Below are 18,189 nucleotides of genomic sequence, written 5' to 3' on the forward strand. Positions count from 1 at the left end.
AGTAGAGAGATGCGTATACCTTGCCCCCTTTGTGGCACTCGGGATCGGCGTGAGTTTTATTACTATGGCTCGGAAGATTATCTGAAGCGGCCCACCGATCAGGGGACGGTGGAGGATTTGGATAACCATCTGTTCCTGCGCGACAATCCGGCGGGGGTGACGCGGGATCTGTGGTATCACGAGGCGGGGTGTGGGGCTTGGATGGTGGTCGTGCGCAACACGATCAGCCATGAGGTTCTGGGATCAGAACTGGTTGCCAAGCAGAAGGAGGCCTGAACATGCGGATTGCAGGTAAGGGGCTGATTGACCGCTCAAAGCCGGTTTCGTTCCGGTTTGATGGCAAGACCTATCAGGGGTTCAAGGGCGATACGGTGGCTTCGGCTTTGCTCGCCAATGGGGTGAAGCTGGTCGGGCGGTCGTTCAAATATCACCGCCCGCGTGGGGTTTTGACGGCGGGGTCGGAAGAACCCAATGCGATGATCGAGGTGATCGGGGCGTCGAACCAGACCCCCAATGTGCGCGCGACCATGCAAGAGATTTTTGAGGGGTTGAACGCCCGCAGCCAGAACCGTTGGCCCAGCTTGCGGTTCGATGTGATGGCGGTGAACGATATGGTGTCGCCGTTCCTGTCGGCGGGGTTTTACTACAAGACCTTCATGTGGCCGCGCGCCTTTTGGGAGGCGATTTACGAGCCGATTATCCGGCGGGCGGCGGGGCTTGGCTCTCTGTCGGGCAAGCATGACGAGGGGCATTACGAGAAGGCGTTTGCGTTCTGCGATGTGCTGGTGATTGGTGCTGGGCCTAGCGGTTTGATGGCAGCGTTGGAGGCGGCACGGGCAGGCGCGGATGTGATTTTGTGTGAGGAGGATCGGCTTTTGGGCGGTCGTTTGCTCGCCGATGATGCGCATCTGGACGGCAAGCCTGCGGGGGAATGGGTGGCTAAGGTCGAGGCCGAATTGCGCGCCTTGCCGAATGTGCGGATCATGCCGCGCACCACGGTGACGGGGGCCTATGACGGCGGGCAGTATTCGGCGGTTGAGCGGGTGGGGCTGCATAAGAGGCCGCGACCGGATTTGCCGCGTGAGTGTTTCTGGCGGATCACGGCGGCGCGGACGGTTCTCGCGGCTGGCGCTCTGGAGCGGTCCATCGCGTTTCCGATGAATGATCGGCCGGGGATCATGCTGGCTTCTGCGGTGCAGGCTTATCTGAATAAATTCGGCGTGGTGCCGGGCAAGCGCGTGACTTTGTTCGCCAACAATGACGGCGCGCGGGCGGTGGCGCGGCAGTTGATGGCGGCGGGTGTGACGGTTGCGGCGATCTTGGACAGCCGGACGGATGCGAGTGCTGTGGAGGATTGCCCGGTGTATCTGGGCGCGCAAGTTACTGATACCAAAGGGCGGATGGCTCTGCGCGCGATTTCGGGCACTCATGTTGGCGGCGAGTTTGCATTGGAAACCGATCTGCTGGCGGTGTCTGGCGGCTGGAATCCGACGTTGCATATCACCTGCCATTTGAACGGACGGCCCCGGTGGGAGGCGTCTTTGGCGGCCTTTGTGCCGTTGGCGGATGCGGTGCCGAACCTGACGGCGGCTGGGGCTTGTAACGGCGTGTTCGATACTTTGGGTTGTCTGAGCGAGGGTCAGGCGGCGGCGCAGGTGGCCTTGCGCGGGCTGAATATGGCGGCGGCGGATGCGGCTTTGCCTACGGCTGAGGGGATGCCTTATGTGATCGCCCCCCTGTGGCAAGTGGCGGGCAAGGGGCGGGCTTGGCTCGATTTTGCCAATGATGTGACGACAAAGGATGTGAAGCTGGCGGCGCAGGAGGGCTATTCTTCTGTCGAGCATATGAAGCGCTACACGACGCAGGGCATGGCACCGGATCAAGGTAAAAACTCGAATGTCGGGGCGCTGGCGGTGCTGGCGGATACCACGGGGCGGGGGATACCCGAGACGGGGACGACCACCTTCCGCCCACCGTTCATCCCGACGTCTATTGCCGCGATGGGGGCAGGCGGGCGTGGCGCAGGCTTTGCGCCGCAACGGTTTTTGACCTCGGATCAGGCGAGCCGCGACCGGGGTGCGCCGATGATTGAGGCGGGGCTGTGGTATCGGCCCAGCTATTTCCCGAAGCCGGGCGAGGTGGGCTGGCGGCAGTCTTGTGACCGTGAGATTGGCTATGTGCGGGGCGCGGTTGGTGTTTGCGATGTCTCGACCTTGGGCAAGATTGATATTCAGGGCAGGGACGCCGGGCGCTTTCTCGATCTGGTTTATACCAGCATGTTCAGCACTTTGGCGGTGGGCCGGGTTCGATATGGCCTGATGCTGCGGGCGGATGGATATGTGCTGGACGATGGTACTACGGCGCGGCTGGGGGAGCATCACTACCTGATGACCACCACCACCGCCGCCGCTGGGTTGGTGATGCGGCATCTGGATTTCGTGCATCAAAGCGAATGTGCGGATTGGGATGTGCGGTTTATCTCGGTGACGGAATCATGGGCGCAGTTTGCGGTGGCGGGGCCGATGGCGCGGGTGTTGCTGAATGGCTATCTCGATCAGCCTTTGGGCGATTTCCCCTTCATGGCGACGGGGGCCGTTTCGGTGGGCGGCGTAGCTGCGCGGCTGTTCCGCATCAGCTTTTCGGGTGAGGAAGGCTATGAGATTGCGGTGCCGACCCGTTATGGCGAGGCTTTGTTCCGCGATCTGGTGGCACGGGCCGAAACCATGGGCGGCGGGCCGTATGGCATGGAAGCGCTGAACGTGTTGCGGATCGAGAAAGGCTTGATCACCCATGCCGAGATTGATGGCCGGGTGACGGCGTTCGATATTGGTGCGGCGAAGATGGTGTCGGCGAAGAAGGATTGCATCGGCAAGTTGGCTTCGATGCGGCCCGGTCTGGTTGGGCCGGAGCGGGCGCAGATGGTGGGGTTGAAGCCGTTGTCGGCAGAGAAGATCACCTCGGGCGCGCATCTGTTCGTGCCGGGGGCCGATCTGAGCCGGGTGAACAGCCAAGGCCATATCAGCTCTGTCGGCTATTCTCCGATGTTTGACCGCGATTTGGGACTGGGGTTCTTGGTGAACGGTCGGGCGCGGCATGGCGAGACGGTGCGGGTGATCGACCGTCTGCGCGGCATTGATGTGCTGGCCGAGGTTTGTGATCCGGTGTTCCACGACAAGGATGGGGAGAAATTGCGTGGCTGAGTTGATCGCAAAGACCGCTTTGGCGGGGAAGAAGCTGGTGGTGGCAGGGACGGTGCTGGCCGAGGTGGATCATGGCGTGGTCTGCTCCATCGCGCCCTATCCGGGGCAAAGCGAGGCGGTGGGGGATGCGTTGAAGCGCTTGGGCTTTGGGTTTCCTGCGGTGAATAGTTTTGCGGTGAATGGGTCGGCGATCATCGCATGGGCGGGGCGTGAACAGGCGTTTCTGATCGGGGCGGAGTGCCCGAATTTGAACGGTTTGGCGGCGGTGACGGATCAATCCGGCGGCTGGGTCAGCCTGTCGTTGCAGGGGCCGTTGGCAGTGCAGGCTTTGGCGCGCTATGTGCCGATGGATTTGCGGCTGAGCGCGTTTCCGGTGGGGGCTGCGGCGCGCACACCGCTTTATCACATGTCGATGGTTTTGCTGCGGCTGGCGGAAGATGGCTTCCGGCTGATGCTGTTCCGCTCGATGGCACGGACGGCTTGGCACGAGATTGAGGTGGCGCTGAAAACCTTGGCAGCGCGGGCGGCGTGATGCTTTCGGCGCTGGATTTGCTCGATCTGACGGCGTTTCGGCGGGAGTTGCACCGTTTTCCCGAGGTTTCCCGCGAGGAAGCCGCTACGGCGGCGCGGATCGTGCAGGCTTTAGCGGCGCTGCAACCCGATCAGGTGGTGACGGGTTTGGGCGGGCATGGCGTGGCTGCGGTGTTCAACAGTGCTGAGGCTGGCCCAACTGTGCTGTTCCGCGCAGAATTGGATGTGCTGCCGATCACGGAATTGTCGGATGCGGCGCATTGCTCGACCGTTCCCGGCAAGGGGCATCTGTGCGGCCATGACGGGCATATGACTTTGCTGATGGGATTGGGGCGGTTGATCGCGCGTCAAAGGCCCAAGCGGGGCAGGGTGGTGTTGATGTTTCAGCCTGCCGAGGAAGATGGCTCGGGAGCGGCTGCGGTGGTGGCTGATCCGCGTTTTGCAGCCTTGCGGCCAGATTGGGCGTTTTCGATCCACAATATGCCGGGGCTGCCGTTTGGGCATTCGGCATTGAAGGCGGGGGCGGTGAATTGCGCCTCGCAGGGGTTGAAGATCACCCTTACAGGTAAAACCGCCCATGCGTCTTTGCCGGAAACCGGGGTCTCGCCTGCGATGGCTTTGGCGCGTCTGATCCCTGCGATTTCGGCTTTGGGGCAGGTCGGACCGCTCGGGCTGAATTACCGACTGGTCACCATCACGCATGCGCGGCTGGGTGAGGCGGCGTTTGGGATTGCGCCCGGAGAGGCGGAATTGTGGGTGACGTTGCGCACGATGGCGGACGGTCAGATGGCGGCGCTGCGCGGGGCGGCGATGGATTTGGCGCGGGCGGAGGCTGCGGCGCAGGGGCTTCGTGTGCGGTTTAGCCATCACGATGATTTCGCGGCCTCGGTGAATGACCGCCAAGCTGTGGCGCATTTGGCGCGCGCGCTGGATGCATTGGGGATGCCCCATGATGAGGGCGATCTGCCGATGCGGGCTTCGGAAGATTTCGGGCGGTTTGGGCAGGGGGGCACGCGGTCGGCGATGGTGTTCTTGGGCGTGGGTCAGGATCATCCGGCGCTGCACAACCCGGATTATGATTTCCCCGATGCGCTTATTCCGCTTGGGGTGCAGATTTTCCATCGGGTGATGTGCGATCTGCTGGGGTGAACTGGCTAAAATCTGTCTAAAATTGTCAGCCTCTGTGCTCAAATATCCCCGCCGGAGGCTCTTGCGGCCAATGCCGGATGCCTCCGGCGGGAGTATTTTCGCCAATGTGAAATACAAGCGGCGCACTGGACAGAGGGGCCATCAGACCTGATATAACAGGGCATGAGTCTGCCACCCGGTTTCCTTGACGAACTGCGCACCCGCGTCTCGCTGTCCTCGATTGTGGGCAGGAAAGTGACGTGGGATCCGCGCAAATCCAATCAGGGCAAGGGCGATATGTGGGCGCCTTGCCCGTTTCATCAGGAAAAGTCCGCCAGCTTCCACGTCGATGATCGCAAGGGGTTTTACTATTGTTTTGGCTGTCATGCCAAAGGCGATGCGGTGACGTTTATCAAGGTAACCGACAACCTTGGCTTCATGGAGGCGGTGGAGGTTCTGGCGCGCGAGGCCGGAATGCCGATGCCCGCGCGCGACCCTAGGGCTGCGCAGGTGGCGGACAGGCGGACGCAACTGGTTGAGGTGATGGAGGAGGCGGTGAAGTGGTTCCGGCTGCAACTGCGCACTTCGGCGGCCTCGGACGCACGGGCGTATCTGGCCAAGCGCGGGTTGTCGGTGGAGGCGCAGGATCGCTGGGAGATTGGGTTCGCGCCGGATGCGCGGCAGGGGCTGTATCTCGCGTTGCGGCAAAAGGGTGTGGCGGATGATTTGATTGTGGCGTCAGGGGTTTGCGCCAAGCCTGATGCCGATACATCTGCGCGCGACGCGCGCGGGGGCGGCGCACCCTATGATCGGTTTCGGGGGCGGATCATTTTTCCGATCCGGGACGGGCGGGGCAGGGCGATTTCGCTGGGCGGGCGGGCGATGGACCCTAACGCGCGGGCGAAATATCTGAACGGGCCAGAGACGGAGCTGTTCGATAAGGGGCGCAATCTGTTCAACCATGCGCCTGCGCGGGAGGCTTCCGGCAAGGGCGCGGCGCTGATCGTGGCCGAAGGCTATATGGATGTGATTGCTTTGTCCGAGGCCGGGTTCAAGGCCTCTGTCGCCCCCTTGGGCACCGCCGTGACGGAAGATCAGTTGCGGCTGATGTGGCGGATTTCGGATGAGCCGATCATTGCTTTGGATGGCGATACGGCGGGGATCAGGGCTGCGTTGCGTGTGATTGATCTGGCTTTGCCGCTGTTGGAGGCGGGTAAGGGCTTGCGCTTTGCCGTGATGCCGGGCGGGATGGACCCGGATGATTTGATCAAGGCCCAAGGGGCGCAGGCTATGAAGGCGGTGCTGGATCAGGCCGTGCCGATGGTCAAACTGCTGTGGCAGCGCGAGATTGAGGGCAAGCAGTTTGATAGCCCGGAACGTAAGGCGGCGTTGGACAAATCCTTGCGCGCGCATCTGAAGCGCATCGCGGACCCGTCGATCCGCAACCATTATGGCGAAGATATCAAGCAGTTGCGTTGGGAGTTGTTTGGCCAGCGCCCGCGCGCTGCTAAGCCGTTTGTGCCGCGCGCGCCGGGGCAGAACGGGCGCTTTGGGCCGACGGTTGAGATGCCTCCGGTGGCCTCGACCAAGGATTCGATGCTAGCTGCCGCACCCGAACGCGCCGAGGAAGTGTTGCGTGAGGCGGTGATCCTCGCCGCGCTGATCTTCCACCCCCGGCTGATCCGCCGCTTTGAATCCGCGCTGGAACGCATGGAGTTGATCGGTGAGGGCCACCATGCCCTGCGCGGCCAGCTGCTGATCGGGCATGACGCCGAGCCTGCCCAGCTTTATGACCAAATTCAGCAAGCTGCGCCCGCTGCCCTTGATGCGCTGCTGGCCCGCCCCCATGTTCAGATCGCGCCGCCAGTGAGAAATCGCACCGACAGCGACCTTGCCGAATTCTGCATTGCCGAGGCTTTGACCCATCTGGAAGCCAGCCGGGGCGCGCGACGCGAGATTGCCGAGGCGATGGAAGATATCGAAGGTCTGGCCGATGAGGGTCTGACCTGGCGGATATCACAAGCCAATGTGGCGCGGTTTAGTGCCTCGGCTGGCCCGAAAGGCAAGACAGCCGAGGCGGTGATGGCCAGCAATGGCGTGCAGATGGATAAGGACGAATTGGAGGGGGCCCGCAGCTTGTGGGACAGCATCCAGTTCTCTAAGGACGGCCCGAAGCGTTAGATCACGGGGATTTCACTGATTCGGCTTTCCCCCGCCGTGATTCGCGCTATTGATTCGAATTGATTGACTCTGATTCGCTACCACGACCCCGACCTTCCGTTTTGACCCAGGAGCGCTCATGGCCTCGAAAGACACCGACGACGGCAAACCCGAAGCCGATGAGGCGGACGTTTCCCTTGATATGAGCCAAGCGGCCGTCAAGAAAATGATCGCTGACGCACGCGAGCGGGGCTACATCACCTACGAACAGCTCAACAATGTGATGCCGCCTGAACAGGTGTCGTCCGAGCAGATCGAAGATGTGATGTCGATGCTGTCCGAGATGGGCATCAACGTCATTGAAGACGAGGATGTCGAGGAGGGCGAGCCTGTGGTGGGCGGCGATCTGGTGGAAACCGGGTCGGGCGCGCGCGATGTGGCGGTTGTTACGACGACGACTGAGGCGCTGGATCGCACAGACGATCCGGTGCGGATGTATCTGCGCGAAATGGGCTCGGTTGAGTTGCTGTCGCGCGAAGGCGAGATCGCGATTGCCAAGCGCATCGAGGCGGGGCGCAACACCATGATCGCCGGGCTTTGTGAAAGCCCGCTGACGTTCCAAGCTATCATCATCTGGCGCGACGAACTGCTGTCAGAAGACATTCTGCTGCGCGATGTGATTGATCTGGAGGCCACCTTTGGGCGGTCTTTGGATGGCGAGGAAGGTCTGGTTGGCGCCGATCTGGAAGGCGTCGATGTCGAAGCGGCACCCCGTCGGGCAGGTGGCGACGAGCCGGAGTTGGATGCGGACGGCAACCCGCTGATGCGTTCGGATGATGACGACGACGAGGATGATGGCACCTCGATGTCGCTGGCCGCAATGGAAGCGGCGTTGAAGCCGAAGGTGCTGGAAACGCTCGATCTGATCGCGCGGGATTACACCAAGCTGGCGGAAATGCAGGATCTGCGGATGTCGGCGACTTTGTCAGAAAAGTCGCGGTTCTCGGCCACCGAGGAAACCGCCTATCAGAAATTGCGTAGCGAAATCGTGGTGTTGGTGAATGAGTTGCATTTGCACAACAACCGGATCGAAGCGCTGATTGATCAGCTTTATGGCATCAACCGCAAGATCATGGCGATCAACTCGGGCATGGTCAAACTGGCCGATGCCGCCCGGATCAACCGCCGCGAATTTATTGACGAGTATCAGGGTTACGAGCTTGACCCGAACTGGCTGGACAAGATGGCCGCGAAAGCGGGTCGTGGCTGGCAGGCACTGATCGAGAAAAGCCGCGATAAGGTTGAGGATTTGCGCGCCGAGATGGCACAGGTTGGCACTTATATTGGCGTCGATATTTCGGAATTCCGCCGGATTGTGAACCAAGTGCAGAAGGGCGAGAAAGAAGCCCGTCAGGCCAAGAAGGAAATGGTCGAGGCGAACCTGCGTCTGGTGATCTCGATTGCGAAAAAGTATACCAACCGCGGGCTGCAATTCTTGGATTTGATTCAGGAAGGCAATATCGGCCTGATGAAAGCGGTTGATAAGTTTGAATATCGCCGGGGCTATAAATTTTCGACCTATGCTACGTGGTGGATCAGGCAGGCGATTACCCGCTCGATTGCCGACCAAGCCCGCACCATCCGTATTCCGGTGCATATGATCGAGACGATCAACAAGCTGGTCCGCACCGGTCGGCAAATGCTGCACGAAATTGGCCGCGAACCGACGCCGGAAGAACTGGCCGAAAAGCTGCAAATGCCGCTCGAAAAAGTGCGCAAGGTGATGAAGATCGCCAAAGAGCCGATTTCCTTGGAAACCCCGATTGGCGACGAAGAAGACAGCCAGCTTGGCGACTTCATCGAGGACAAGAACGCGATTCTGCCGCTGGATTCGGCTATTCAGGAAAACCTGAAAGAGACGACGACTCGGGTGTTGGCATCGCTGACGCCGCGTGAGGAACGTGTTCTGCGGATGCGGTTTGGCATTGGGATGAACACCGACCACACGTTGGAAGAAGTGGGCCAGCAGTTCAGCGTGACGCGCGAGCGTATCCGGCAGATTGAGGCGAAGGCTTTGCGCAAGCTGAAACATCCGAGCCGTTCGCGCAAGCTGCGGAGTTTCCTGGATCAATAAGCGAGGCGCGCCATGATCGGCGCGCTTTTTCTTTTTGTGCTGGGGCTGCTGGGATTCATGCAGGCCCCGGCCTGGCTGATCCTGCCCTTTGCTGCGGCGCTGGCGCTGATCTCGCGTTTTATCCCTCTGATCGGGCGCATTGGCTGGATGGGCAGGGCGCTAATCTCAGTGTCGATCACGGCAATGGTTTACGGCGTCGGAGCCTCGCTTGGCGCAGGGCCCTCAGGCTGAAATTCCCAGGGAATGGTAGGTCCGGAGGGACTCGAACCCTTGGGCGACATAACAATTTCAATGGCTTAAGTAGATTTCTGGCACTGGAAGAAGAGACGATTCTGGCACTTAATACGTGGCGTTACATCTCCTATCAGCTCATTATAATTAAGTCTGTTATGAAGCGAATGAAATAGTGCGCAGGAGAGATCAGTGGTTTGATCGCAGCGCGCTCAAGCGTGAGTGCCATCGCAGCACCGTGCGTTTTTCGAACGGTTTTTCAGCAGCCGAAGCGATCCCAACACGCTCCCAACTGCCGATCGCTATAATCAATGTATGCAGATCAAAAAGACTGCGACATTGAAAAAGAAAGCGAAAACCGTGACAAGCAGACCTTATGCCGGAACCCGTTTGGCGAAATTCATCGAAACCCGCGTTCTTGAACTGCGCCCGCGAAAGTCACAGATCGAGATCGCGACAGAGGCTGGCTACGTTAATCCGAACGTGCTGGCCATGATCAAGAACGGTTCGACCAAGCTACCGCTCGACCGCGTGCCCAGCGTCGCCAAAGCACTGGAGTGCGACCCGAAGTTGTTGTTCAAGCTTGCCCTGGAACAATCGGGCGGCGCAATGACCGCGGTTGCCGTCGAGGCGATCTTCGGCACCGTTGTTACCCGAAATGAGGTCGTGTGGCTTGAAGAGATCCGGGAGGCATCCGACCATTCTGACCCTAATTTAACCGCTCGCAGTCGCAGAGTGCTGCGTGCGGTGTTCGGAAAATGATGGTCTAGGACAGACGATGATTAGTTCTCCAACCTGTTTGCAGCGCGGGTTGATGATCAAAAGCAAACCTTCACGTCAATGCGGGCGGTGCCGATGGTGCATTTTGGCTTCAATGGCGATCGGCTCATCACGTCGATGGTTTGGTGTTTTACCGACCGACGCGGCGAGTAGCGACTCTGCGAGCATCGAATCTGTTTCACACATTTGACTGCGGTGCCGGAAACAAGAAGCGTCACGCACTACGGCAGTGGAGGGTGATATACCTTTCTGGTATGGCGGATATACGAAAAACCTATTTCCTGATTTGCTCCATCTCGCAAATGGTGATGACAGCCCGGAGGAGGGCTATTTGCCGCAATCCAACGAGAACCGGCGGCCAGGGAGGAAATATGAAACGCATGAACGCAGCTGTGCTGCGAACGATAGCTCTTTGCGCATCGGTCGCCGCAGCGGGTCAGGCCGTTGCTGATGTAACGGAACTTCCGCAGGAAATTCAGGACAAACTTTACAATCCGGCATTGTTGGACCCGAACCAGCCGATTGCCGACAGTGCTTACCGTGACTTTGTGGCGAAGAATCCACCGCCATGGAAGATCGGCTATGCTAGCAGCTATGCGGGCAATACTTGGCGTGCAGGCGTGATGGATCGGCTGCAAAACGAGATCATCCCGAAGTGGCAAAAGCTGGGACTGATCTCGGAAGTGATCGTCACCCAATCTAATCTGAACGACTCCACTCAGATTCAGCAGATGCGCCAGTTGGTCGACCAAGGCGTTGACGCGATCATCGTGTGTTGTTCAAATCCTACGGCGCTGAACCAGACGGTCGAATACGCCCATTCTAAAGGGGTGCCAGTGTTTTCCGGCATTGGCTATCTAACCAGCCCTTACGCTGTAAACTCGTCCGCGAATTTCGTTGTCGGCGGGCGCATGATGGGCGACTGGATGGCGAAAGAGATTGGCGGCAAAGGCAACGTGCTGGTCGTTGAAGGTATCCCCGGCGCGTCAGCGTCTGACAGCCAGAACGTTGGTATTCAGGCGGCACTAGCGGAACACCCTGACATTGCGATCAAGGGTCAGGTTGCAGGCATGTGGACCGATCAGGTCGCTCAGGCCGAAGTCCAGAAATGGATGGCGACTAATCCTGGCGAGTTGAACGGCATTATCATTCAATCGGCGTCCGAACTGGGCGCCTTGCGCGCAATGAAGCAGTCAGGGCGCGATATGGTGCCGATCACCATCGGGTCGGAACTTGGCGCGCTTTGCTACTGGCGGCATAACCCTGATTTCATTTCTTCGGCTTTGCATGCATGGCCACCGGGGGATGATTTTGAAATGATCTGGGACATTATGATGCGGACGTTGGAAGGCCAGGGACCGAAAATTCAGTCAATCCTGACAACGCCTATCATGATGACCAAGGATCAAATGATGGCTGCCATTCCCGAAGATTGTAGCGAGGATTCCGACGGCTGGTATCATCCTGGCATCGAGGCTTGGGCGGGCACTGCCTATCTCGATAACTTCTTCCTGCGCCCAGCTGATCCCGAAGCCTATGACCCGGCTTCGCACCCCAAGCCGTAAGTTTAAACCGGACTGACTTTCGGCTGCCGCGCCCGTTTTGCGGCAGCCGATGTTTCCCCTCGATCTGGAATTTTAACGCAATGTCTGTCGTCACGGTCGAAATATCCGCGGTCCGCAAGACCTTCGGCCCAACCGTGGCTTTGGGTGGTGTGTCCTTGCGTGCCTATGAGGGCGAGGTGCATGCGATTATTGGCGGCAACGGATCTGGCAAAAGCACGCTGGCCAAAGTGATTTCTGGTGTGCTAATCCCCGACGAGGGACAGGTCGCTATTCTGGGTAAATCTGCCACCTCACCGCACGAAGCGCGAGAGTTGGGAATTTCCAATGTATTTCAAGAGGTGCTGGTGGCCGATGAGTGCTCGGTGCTGGACAATCTTTATCTGGGGGCCGATGGCCTGCTGGGATCCTCAGTCAGCCGCGAAGAGCGCTATGCGCGGGCATCTGCCCTGATGGCAGAGCTGTTGGGTTTTGACCTTGATCTCGATGTGCCTGCGGGTGAGCTGCCGTTGTCGATCAAGCAATGGATCACCATTGGGCGCGCGCTGCTGACTGATCCGAAGGTTCTGATCTTGGATGAGTCCTCCGCCGCGCTGGATTTCGACTCCACCGAGCGGTTGTTTCGTAAGATGCGCGAGATGACGAAACGCGGCTGTTCCATTATGATCGTGACGCACCGCATCGCTGAACTCGTGCGCATCGCCGACCGCGCCACGGTATTGCGCGATGGCCGCACGGTCGGCACGCTTGAAAAGGAAGAAATCACCGAGGCCCGCATTCTGGCGCTGATCGCAGGGCCGGAGCGCGAGAAGGCTCAAGGTTCGCAGGTTTCGGCGAGTCGTTCATCTGATCTGCCGGTCTTGAGGATGGTGGCCGCAAAGGTTTGGGCTGATGGTGCGGCTTTTGACTTCACGCTTTTTCCCGGCGAAGTCGTGGGGATCACTGGGCTGGATGGACAGGGGCAAGCCGAATTTGTGCGCGCGATGGCTGGGGTTGCGCCGCTGGTGTCGGGGCAAATCTCGGTGGTGCGCGACGGAGTGGCAGAAGCCGTGACCGATCTGCGCTCTGCGCGCGAAAACGGCATCGCTTACGTTTCGGGTGATCGCAAGAAAGAGGGTATCTTTGCCAATCTTGGCATCTTTGAAAACCTAGCATTGCCGATCTATCGAACCTACCGCGCGGGCGGCTGGCTGAACCTGATCAATCGCACCAAACTGGAGCCGATCTTTGATTGGGAAACCAGCAAGCTGGCGGTAAAGATGGGATCGCCGGACAATCTGATCACGTCATTGTCTGGCGGCAATCAGCAAAAGGTGCTGATCGCGCGGGCTTTTGCCGAAAAGCCGACTGTTCTGGTGCTGAATGATCCTGCGCGCGGTATTGATATCGGAGCCAAGCTGGACCTTTACCGCAATCTGCGTGACTTCGCTGCGCGGGGCAATGCGGTGGTGTTCCTGTCATCCGAGCTTGAGGAATTTATGAACCTCTGCAGCCGGGTGCATGTGTTTCGCAACGGGTCTGTCTCGGCCGATTTTGACCCGCCGTTTGACGGTCATGTCATTTTAAACGCGATGTTCGGTCGCCGTGATTCCGCGCCGATGGCTGGCGACGAGACGGCTGACACGCTGCACAATGCTACCGCCGGAGACGGTCGTCCTGCCGCCCGAGTGGTGCCCTTAATACGCAAAAAAATGCCCGAGGATATGATGAACCAATCTGGTTTTCTGTTGACCGCCCCCGACATTCCGCAAGGCTCGCTCGTTCCTGACCGCTTTGTCGAAGAAAGCCCCACATCGCCCGCGCTGCGTTGGTCGGGGGTGCCGGAAGGCACGCAAAGTTTTGCGCTGGCGGTTACGGACCCTGATCTGCCCGCCGCTTTCAACTTTCCACGCAGCTTTGCGCATTGGCTGGTGCATGACATTCCGGGCCACATCCGTGAATTGCCAGAAGGGGCCAGCAACAGCCTTGCCATGCCGGTGCACGCCGCAGAGCTGAATTCTGATTTCGTCACCTTCGCCATTCCCGGTTTTGGACGGGGCTGGGGCGGGCCCTGGCCGCCAGACCGGCAGCACCGCTATGTCTTTACGCTTTATGCATTGAAGACCGCCCGCGTGGATATCGCGCCGGGTGCCGATTTGGCGGCTTTCGCGGCAGCAGTTTTGCCTGTTGCCATCGATCAAGCATCTTTCACAGCGGTTTACGGTCCGGCCCGCAAACCTTTGCCAACCCCATGACACAATCTGCCGAACCCACGAGGAGGACCGCATGAGTAAATACGGCAGCAGAAAAGGTTTCGACCTGGAATGGGTCGAACGCTGGGCGCGCTGCGTCAATGAAGACAGGATTTTGCCAGTTGTCGGCAAGTTCTTTACTAACCGTTTTGTTCTGGGGGTGGATGAGACGGAGTTTCTGGTCGAGGTGCGCAGCGGCAAGATTGCTCGCATTTCCGAAGGACTAACCCCCAATGACATGGGGTTTGACTTTGCCCTGCGTGCGCCATCCAGCGCCTGGGCCAAGTTCAGTATGAAGATCCCGCCGCCGATGTTCAACGACATCTGGGCGATGGCACACCCGCTGCACAAGCAGCTGGTGATCGACGGCAATACTTTGTCGTTCTGGCAGAACATGCGCGCGCTGACGCGTATGCTGTCCCTGATGCGCGAAGTGTGAGGAACCCGCGATGAACCAGCACGATCCCATCATTGGCCGCTATGTCTATATTACCTGCGAGGGCAAGACCTACCGGACCTATTACGAAGAACACGGTGAGGGCATCCCGATGGTCTGCCTGCACACCGCAGGCACGGACGGGCGGCAATACCGTCACCAGATGTGTGACCCGGATATGTCTGCCAATTTCCGCATGATCGCATTTGACATGCCGTGGCATGGCAAGTCTATTCCGCCCGCAGATTTCCACTTGATGGAAGATGAATACAAGCTGACGACTAAATTCTACACGGAATTTATCGTGGCCTTCTGTCGCGCGCTTGATTTGAAAAAGCCGGTGATCATGGGGCAATCTATGGGGGGCAATATCTGTCTGGCGCTGGCGCTGAAGTATGAAAATGAGTTTTCGGCCTTTATCGCATTAGAGGCTTGCGATTATTCTCCCGGCTGGTGGATTCACCCTTTGCATCACCCGCACATCCATGGCGGTGAGGCGGTTGCGACGTCGACCTTCGGCCTGATGTCACCAGAAAGCCCTGATGATTATCGTTGGGAAACATGGTGGTATTATGCTCAGGGCGGGCCGGGTATTTTCAAGGGCGACCTCTATTTCTACTCGGTTGATAGCGATTTCCGCGACACCGTTCACAAAATCTCAGGCCGCACGCCGATCTATTTCCTAACAGGGGAATACGATTTTGCCTGCACGCCGGAAATGACCTTGCGGACTGCGGAAAAGGTGAAGGGGTCGGAAACAATCATCTTCTCGGGCGGGCACTTTCCCACCTCGGAAGACCCGGTGAAGTTCAAAGACGTGATCACTCCAGTGCTGAAAAAAATCGTGCAGAACGACCCCGAACGCCGAGGGGGCGGGCGTGCGCTGTCCGGCACCACATCGCAATCATCGTCCTCAGCGCCGCGGCCTGCTGGGCGTCGGGTGATTGATCTCTGATCGCTTTTCGGGCGCGTCCAAGGCGCGCCCGGACCCCCTTTCCTTCGTATGAAATGCAACCGCACATGTCGGAACGATCTTCATCGACCAGCACCTATTTGCTGGTGCCGATCCTGCTGATCGCGGTGCTTCTGGGCATAGCGGCGGTGCGGGGACCAAGCCTTGTGTCGTTGTCGGGCTTTGGATCGGCGATCATCGTGGCAGCCCCACTGACGCTGGCCACTTATGCACTGATGGCGCTGGCTGTGGCTGGGCGCGGCACGGTTGACCTAGCGATAGGGCCGCTGTTGGCGTTCATCAACGTGTCAATCGTCAAGCTGAACATGATTGGCGCTGTCACCGGGCCGTTCGGGGTATTTTTCGTCGCACTTGGCATCGGCGTTCTTTATCAGCTTTTGTTCGCTTCTATCGTCATCTGGGTGCGGGTGCAGCCGATCATTGTGGCGCTGTCGGGATTTCTTGCGCTGACAGGTATCAACCTTGTCATTCTGCCGCGCCCCGGTGGGATGGCGCCTGAGTTCATGGCGAGCTGGGGTCTAGGCGCCACCATATTCTCTCCCGTGCTTTTGATCGTGCTGATTGCCACTGCGGGGTGGCTATTGTTTACGCTGACGCCATTTTACGCCAACTTGCGGATGATGGGCTATGATGAGCGCGCGGCTTGGACCAGTGGTGTGCGCATCAACATCGTGCGCATCGGTGCGCATGTGATTGCCGGGCTGTTCGTGGGGCTCGGGGCGATTTGCTACACCGCGCTGATCGCAAGTGGCGACCCCACGCAAGGCACCAATATGACTCTGACCGCAACCACGGCACTGGTGCTGGGCGGGGTCAGCCTGGCGGGTGGACGTGGCGGGGTGACGGGCGCTCTCCTGGGGGCGCTGAATTTGTATCTGATCGGCTATGTGCTGGCGACGTTCAACTTTGGCGCGGTGCAGGCCTTTGTCACCCAGATGGCTTACGGATTGATCCTCATGGCCTCGCTGTTGTTGACGCTGCTGGTGCCAGTGATTGGGCGGCATATCTCTTTCATCTCGCCCTGGGGTGCCTTTGTGGTGCTGGCGTCTGTGGTAATCGGGATCATGCTGCATGTCGCCACATCATCGGTTTACATGCCTGCTGAGCCTGCAATGGCTGCATGGCAGGGCGATTTGCTGACGCGCTATCTACTGGTGTCGCCCGCCGAAACTGCCAGCTTTGGTTTGGTTTTTTCACCGATCCAAAGATTCGCTTTTCTTGCCGCTTTTGCCGCCGTCGTGCTTGCGCTTGCAGCGCGCCTGATCAACGCCGAGGCGCAGGCCAAACGCATGGGACTGTTTCTATACATCTTCGTGGCGGTCTTGATCGTGGCGCTGTTCGCCTTGGTGGCTGCGCAAGGCAATCTGACCCTGTTTCAAGGAGGTGCGCCATGACCGACCTACCGCCGACCCCACCGCATTTCGTCGCGCGCGAGCCGCGTCTACAACTGATCCCGATTCCGCGTTCGGGGGCAATTATCTGGCTGAACCTATCGCTGGCGCTGATCATAGCGGCCATTGGATTTGGCCTTGGATTCGGGCAGGGAATGCAGGCGCAGGCGGTGATCCTATCAACAGTGATCTCGGTCGCGGTGCTGCTGTGGCTATTGAACTACATCGCGGTGATCTTTGAGACGCGAGCAATAGCGCGGGCGGAACCCATAGCCGAGACCACATCGAAAAGGCCAAGCGTCTGGCGATCAAACCGTGTGCTGATCATTGCCATGGTCTTGCTGTTGCTGGTCTATCTCATCGTCACGGCGACGGTGCCAGGATTCCGATCGATCACTAACCTGATCGCTTTTCTGGTGCTGGAAGCGATCTTGCTGTTTGCCTTCAAAGTGTCAGGTCAGTTCGCGACTGGCCGCAGTGCCTTTATCGGGCTGATCGTGCTGGTCGCTTTGATCGTAATTTCATCCTTTACTATTGAGGGTTTCTTGTCTGGCCCCAACATCAAGGCGATCTTGTTGTTCGCGGCCTTCCTTGGCATCGCCTGCATAGGGCAGACGTTGGTCGCGCTGATGGGAGGGCTGGATCTGTCGATCCCCTTTGTGATCGGCGCGTCTAATATTGGATTGTTGTTCCTGATCAGCCTTGGAGTGCCCTCTTTTGTGGCAGTGGGGTTTGTGCTGATCCTCGGCGGCGTGATTGGCTTCATAAACGGCGTGCTCAGCTTCAAACTGCAAGGCCAGGCGCTGATTATGACGCTTGGCATGGGGTTTGCGGTGGCGGGTCTGACGCAAATCCTGACATCTATCGGGTCGGCGTTTGGCGGCAATGTGTTTGGCACTGTGCCGCCGTGGTTGCAGAACCTCGCGGCGATGAACGGTCAGACCTTTGGCCTTGGTTTTCCGCCCACCATCCTGATCTGGATCGTGCTGGCGATCATCGTGATCGTGGCGCTGCGCTATTCGGCTTATGGGCGATACATCTATGCCCTCGGCGGTAACCGTCGGTCGGCCAAATTGATTGGTGTGTCCGAGTTTAAATACTGGACCCTCGCCTACACCCTTTCCGGCATCTTCGCCGCACTGACCGGATCCCTGTTGCTGGGCTGGTCGGGCGGAGGGTTCATAGGGGTGGGCGACCCGTATCTTTTCACAACGTTGGCCGCGGTGGTAATCGGCGGCACCTCGTTGATTGGCGGGAGCGGCGGCTATGGGTTTACTGTGATCGGCGTGCTGGTGCTTCAGGTGCTGTCCTCGTTTCTGATCGGGATCGGCCTGAAATACGAATGGCAACAATTCATCTTCGGTCTTCTGATCTTGCCGATGGTCGCGCTGTATGGCCGATCGCCGCATATCAGAGCGCAAGTTTAGTAAGG

14 protein-coding genes are annotated in these 18,189 nt (G+C 59.0%); all 14 read left to right on the plus strand.

Translation table 11 applies throughout. The features are described 5' to 3' along the window. The first annotated feature begins 9 nt into the window (after nucleotides 1–9). Nucleotides 10–276 carry a sarcosine oxidase subunit delta gene (locus tag ACP7AP_RS12865; RefSeq protein WP_426034604.1) on the plus strand — a complete coding sequence of 89 codons (267 nt, stop codon included), beginning with the start codon at nucleotides 10–12 and terminating at the stop codon, nucleotides 274–276. A gap of 2 nt (nucleotides 277–278) precedes the next feature. After that, nucleotides 279–3,200 carry a sarcosine oxidase subunit alpha family protein gene (locus tag ACP7AP_RS12870; RefSeq protein WP_426034605.1) on the plus strand — a complete coding sequence of 974 codons (2,922 nt, stop codon included), beginning with the start codon at nucleotides 279–281 and terminating at the stop codon, nucleotides 3,198–3,200. After that, the gene (locus tag ACP7AP_RS12875; RefSeq protein ID WP_426034606.1) at nucleotides 3,193–3,732 is read left to right on the plus strand and encodes a sarcosine oxidase subunit gamma; all 540 of its coding nucleotides are present in this window, start codon (nucleotides 3,193–3,195) and stop codon (nucleotides 3,730–3,732) included. The genes ACP7AP_RS12870 and ACP7AP_RS12875 overlap by 8 nt, the downstream gene beginning before the upstream one ends. Continuing rightward, nucleotides 3,732–4,880, plus strand: coding sequence for an amidohydrolase (locus ACP7AP_RS12880; protein WP_426034607.1), 1,149 nt, complete (start codon nucleotides 3,732–3,734; stop codon nucleotides 4,878–4,880). Before ACP7AP_RS12875 ends, ACP7AP_RS12880 begins: the two co-directional genes overlap by 1 nt. A 162-nt stretch (nucleotides 4,881–5,042) precedes the next feature. After that, on the plus strand, nucleotides 5,043–7,040 hold the full coding sequence (gene dnaG / locus ACP7AP_RS12885; RefSeq protein WP_426034608.1) for a DNA primase: 1,998 nt from the start codon (nucleotides 5,043–5,045) through the stop codon (nucleotides 7,038–7,040). A gap of 118 nt (nucleotides 7,041–7,158) precedes the next feature. Continuing rightward, nucleotides 7,159–9,153, plus strand: a complete 1,995-nt coding sequence (rpoD, locus tag ACP7AP_RS12890) for an RNA polymerase sigma factor RpoD (protein ID WP_426034609.1) — start codon at nucleotides 7,159–7,161, stop codon at nucleotides 9,151–9,153. A gap of 12 nt (nucleotides 9,154–9,165) precedes the next feature. Continuing rightward, nucleotides 9,166–9,384 (plus strand): hypothetical protein, encoded by a 219-nt coding sequence (locus ACP7AP_RS12895; protein WP_426034610.1) that lies wholly within the window; start codon nucleotides 9,166–9,168, stop codon nucleotides 9,382–9,384. A gap of 315 nt (nucleotides 9,385–9,699) precedes the next feature. Next, nucleotides 9,700–10,146 (plus strand): XRE family transcriptional regulator, encoded by a 447-nt coding sequence (locus ACP7AP_RS12900; protein ID WP_426034611.1) that lies wholly within the window; start codon nucleotides 9,700–9,702, stop codon nucleotides 10,144–10,146. A gap of 143 nt (nucleotides 10,147–10,289) precedes the next feature. After that, nucleotides 10,290–11,729 carry an ABC transporter substrate-binding protein gene (locus ACP7AP_RS12905; protein WP_426034612.1) on the plus strand — a complete coding sequence of 480 codons (1,440 nt, stop codon included), beginning with the start codon at nucleotides 10,290–10,292 and terminating at the stop codon, nucleotides 11,727–11,729. 80 nt (nucleotides 11,730–11,809) lie between these two features. After that, complete coding sequence (locus ACP7AP_RS12910; RefSeq protein WP_426034613.1) at nucleotides 11,810–13,960, plus strand: YbhB/YbcL family Raf kinase inhibitor-like protein; 2,151 nt, start codon at nucleotides 11,810–11,812, stop codon at nucleotides 13,958–13,960. A gap of 31 nt (nucleotides 13,961–13,991) precedes the next feature. Continuing rightward, the gene (locus ACP7AP_RS12915) at nucleotides 13,992–14,396 is read left to right on the plus strand and encodes a hypothetical protein (RefSeq protein ID WP_426034614.1); all 405 of its coding nucleotides are present in this window, start codon (nucleotides 13,992–13,994) and stop codon (nucleotides 14,394–14,396) included. Nucleotides 14,397–14,406: 10 nt separating this feature from the next. Further along, a complete protein-coding gene (locus ACP7AP_RS12920; protein WP_426034615.1) occupies nucleotides 14,407–15,348 on the plus strand; it encodes an alpha/beta fold hydrolase in 942 nt (313 codons plus the stop codon). Between the two features lie 65 nt (nucleotides 15,349–15,413). Beyond that, nucleotides 15,414–16,760 (plus strand): ABC transporter permease, encoded by a 1,347-nt coding sequence (locus tag ACP7AP_RS12925; RefSeq protein WP_426034616.1) that lies wholly within the window; start codon nucleotides 15,414–15,416, stop codon nucleotides 16,758–16,760. Beyond that, nucleotides 16,757–18,184: an ABC transporter permease gene (locus tag ACP7AP_RS12930; protein WP_426034617.1), complete on the plus strand. Its 1,428-nt coding sequence runs from the start codon at nucleotides 16,757–16,759 to the stop codon at nucleotides 18,182–18,184. Before ACP7AP_RS12925 ends, ACP7AP_RS12930 begins: the two co-directional genes overlap by 4 nt. The last annotated feature ends 5 nt before the right edge of the window (nucleotides 18,185–18,189 follow it).

Source organism: Cypionkella sp. TWP1-2-1b2, assembly GCF_049896245.1.
Taxonomy (GTDB): Bacteria; Pseudomonadota; Alphaproteobacteria; order Rhodobacterales; family Rhodobacteraceae; genus Cypionkella.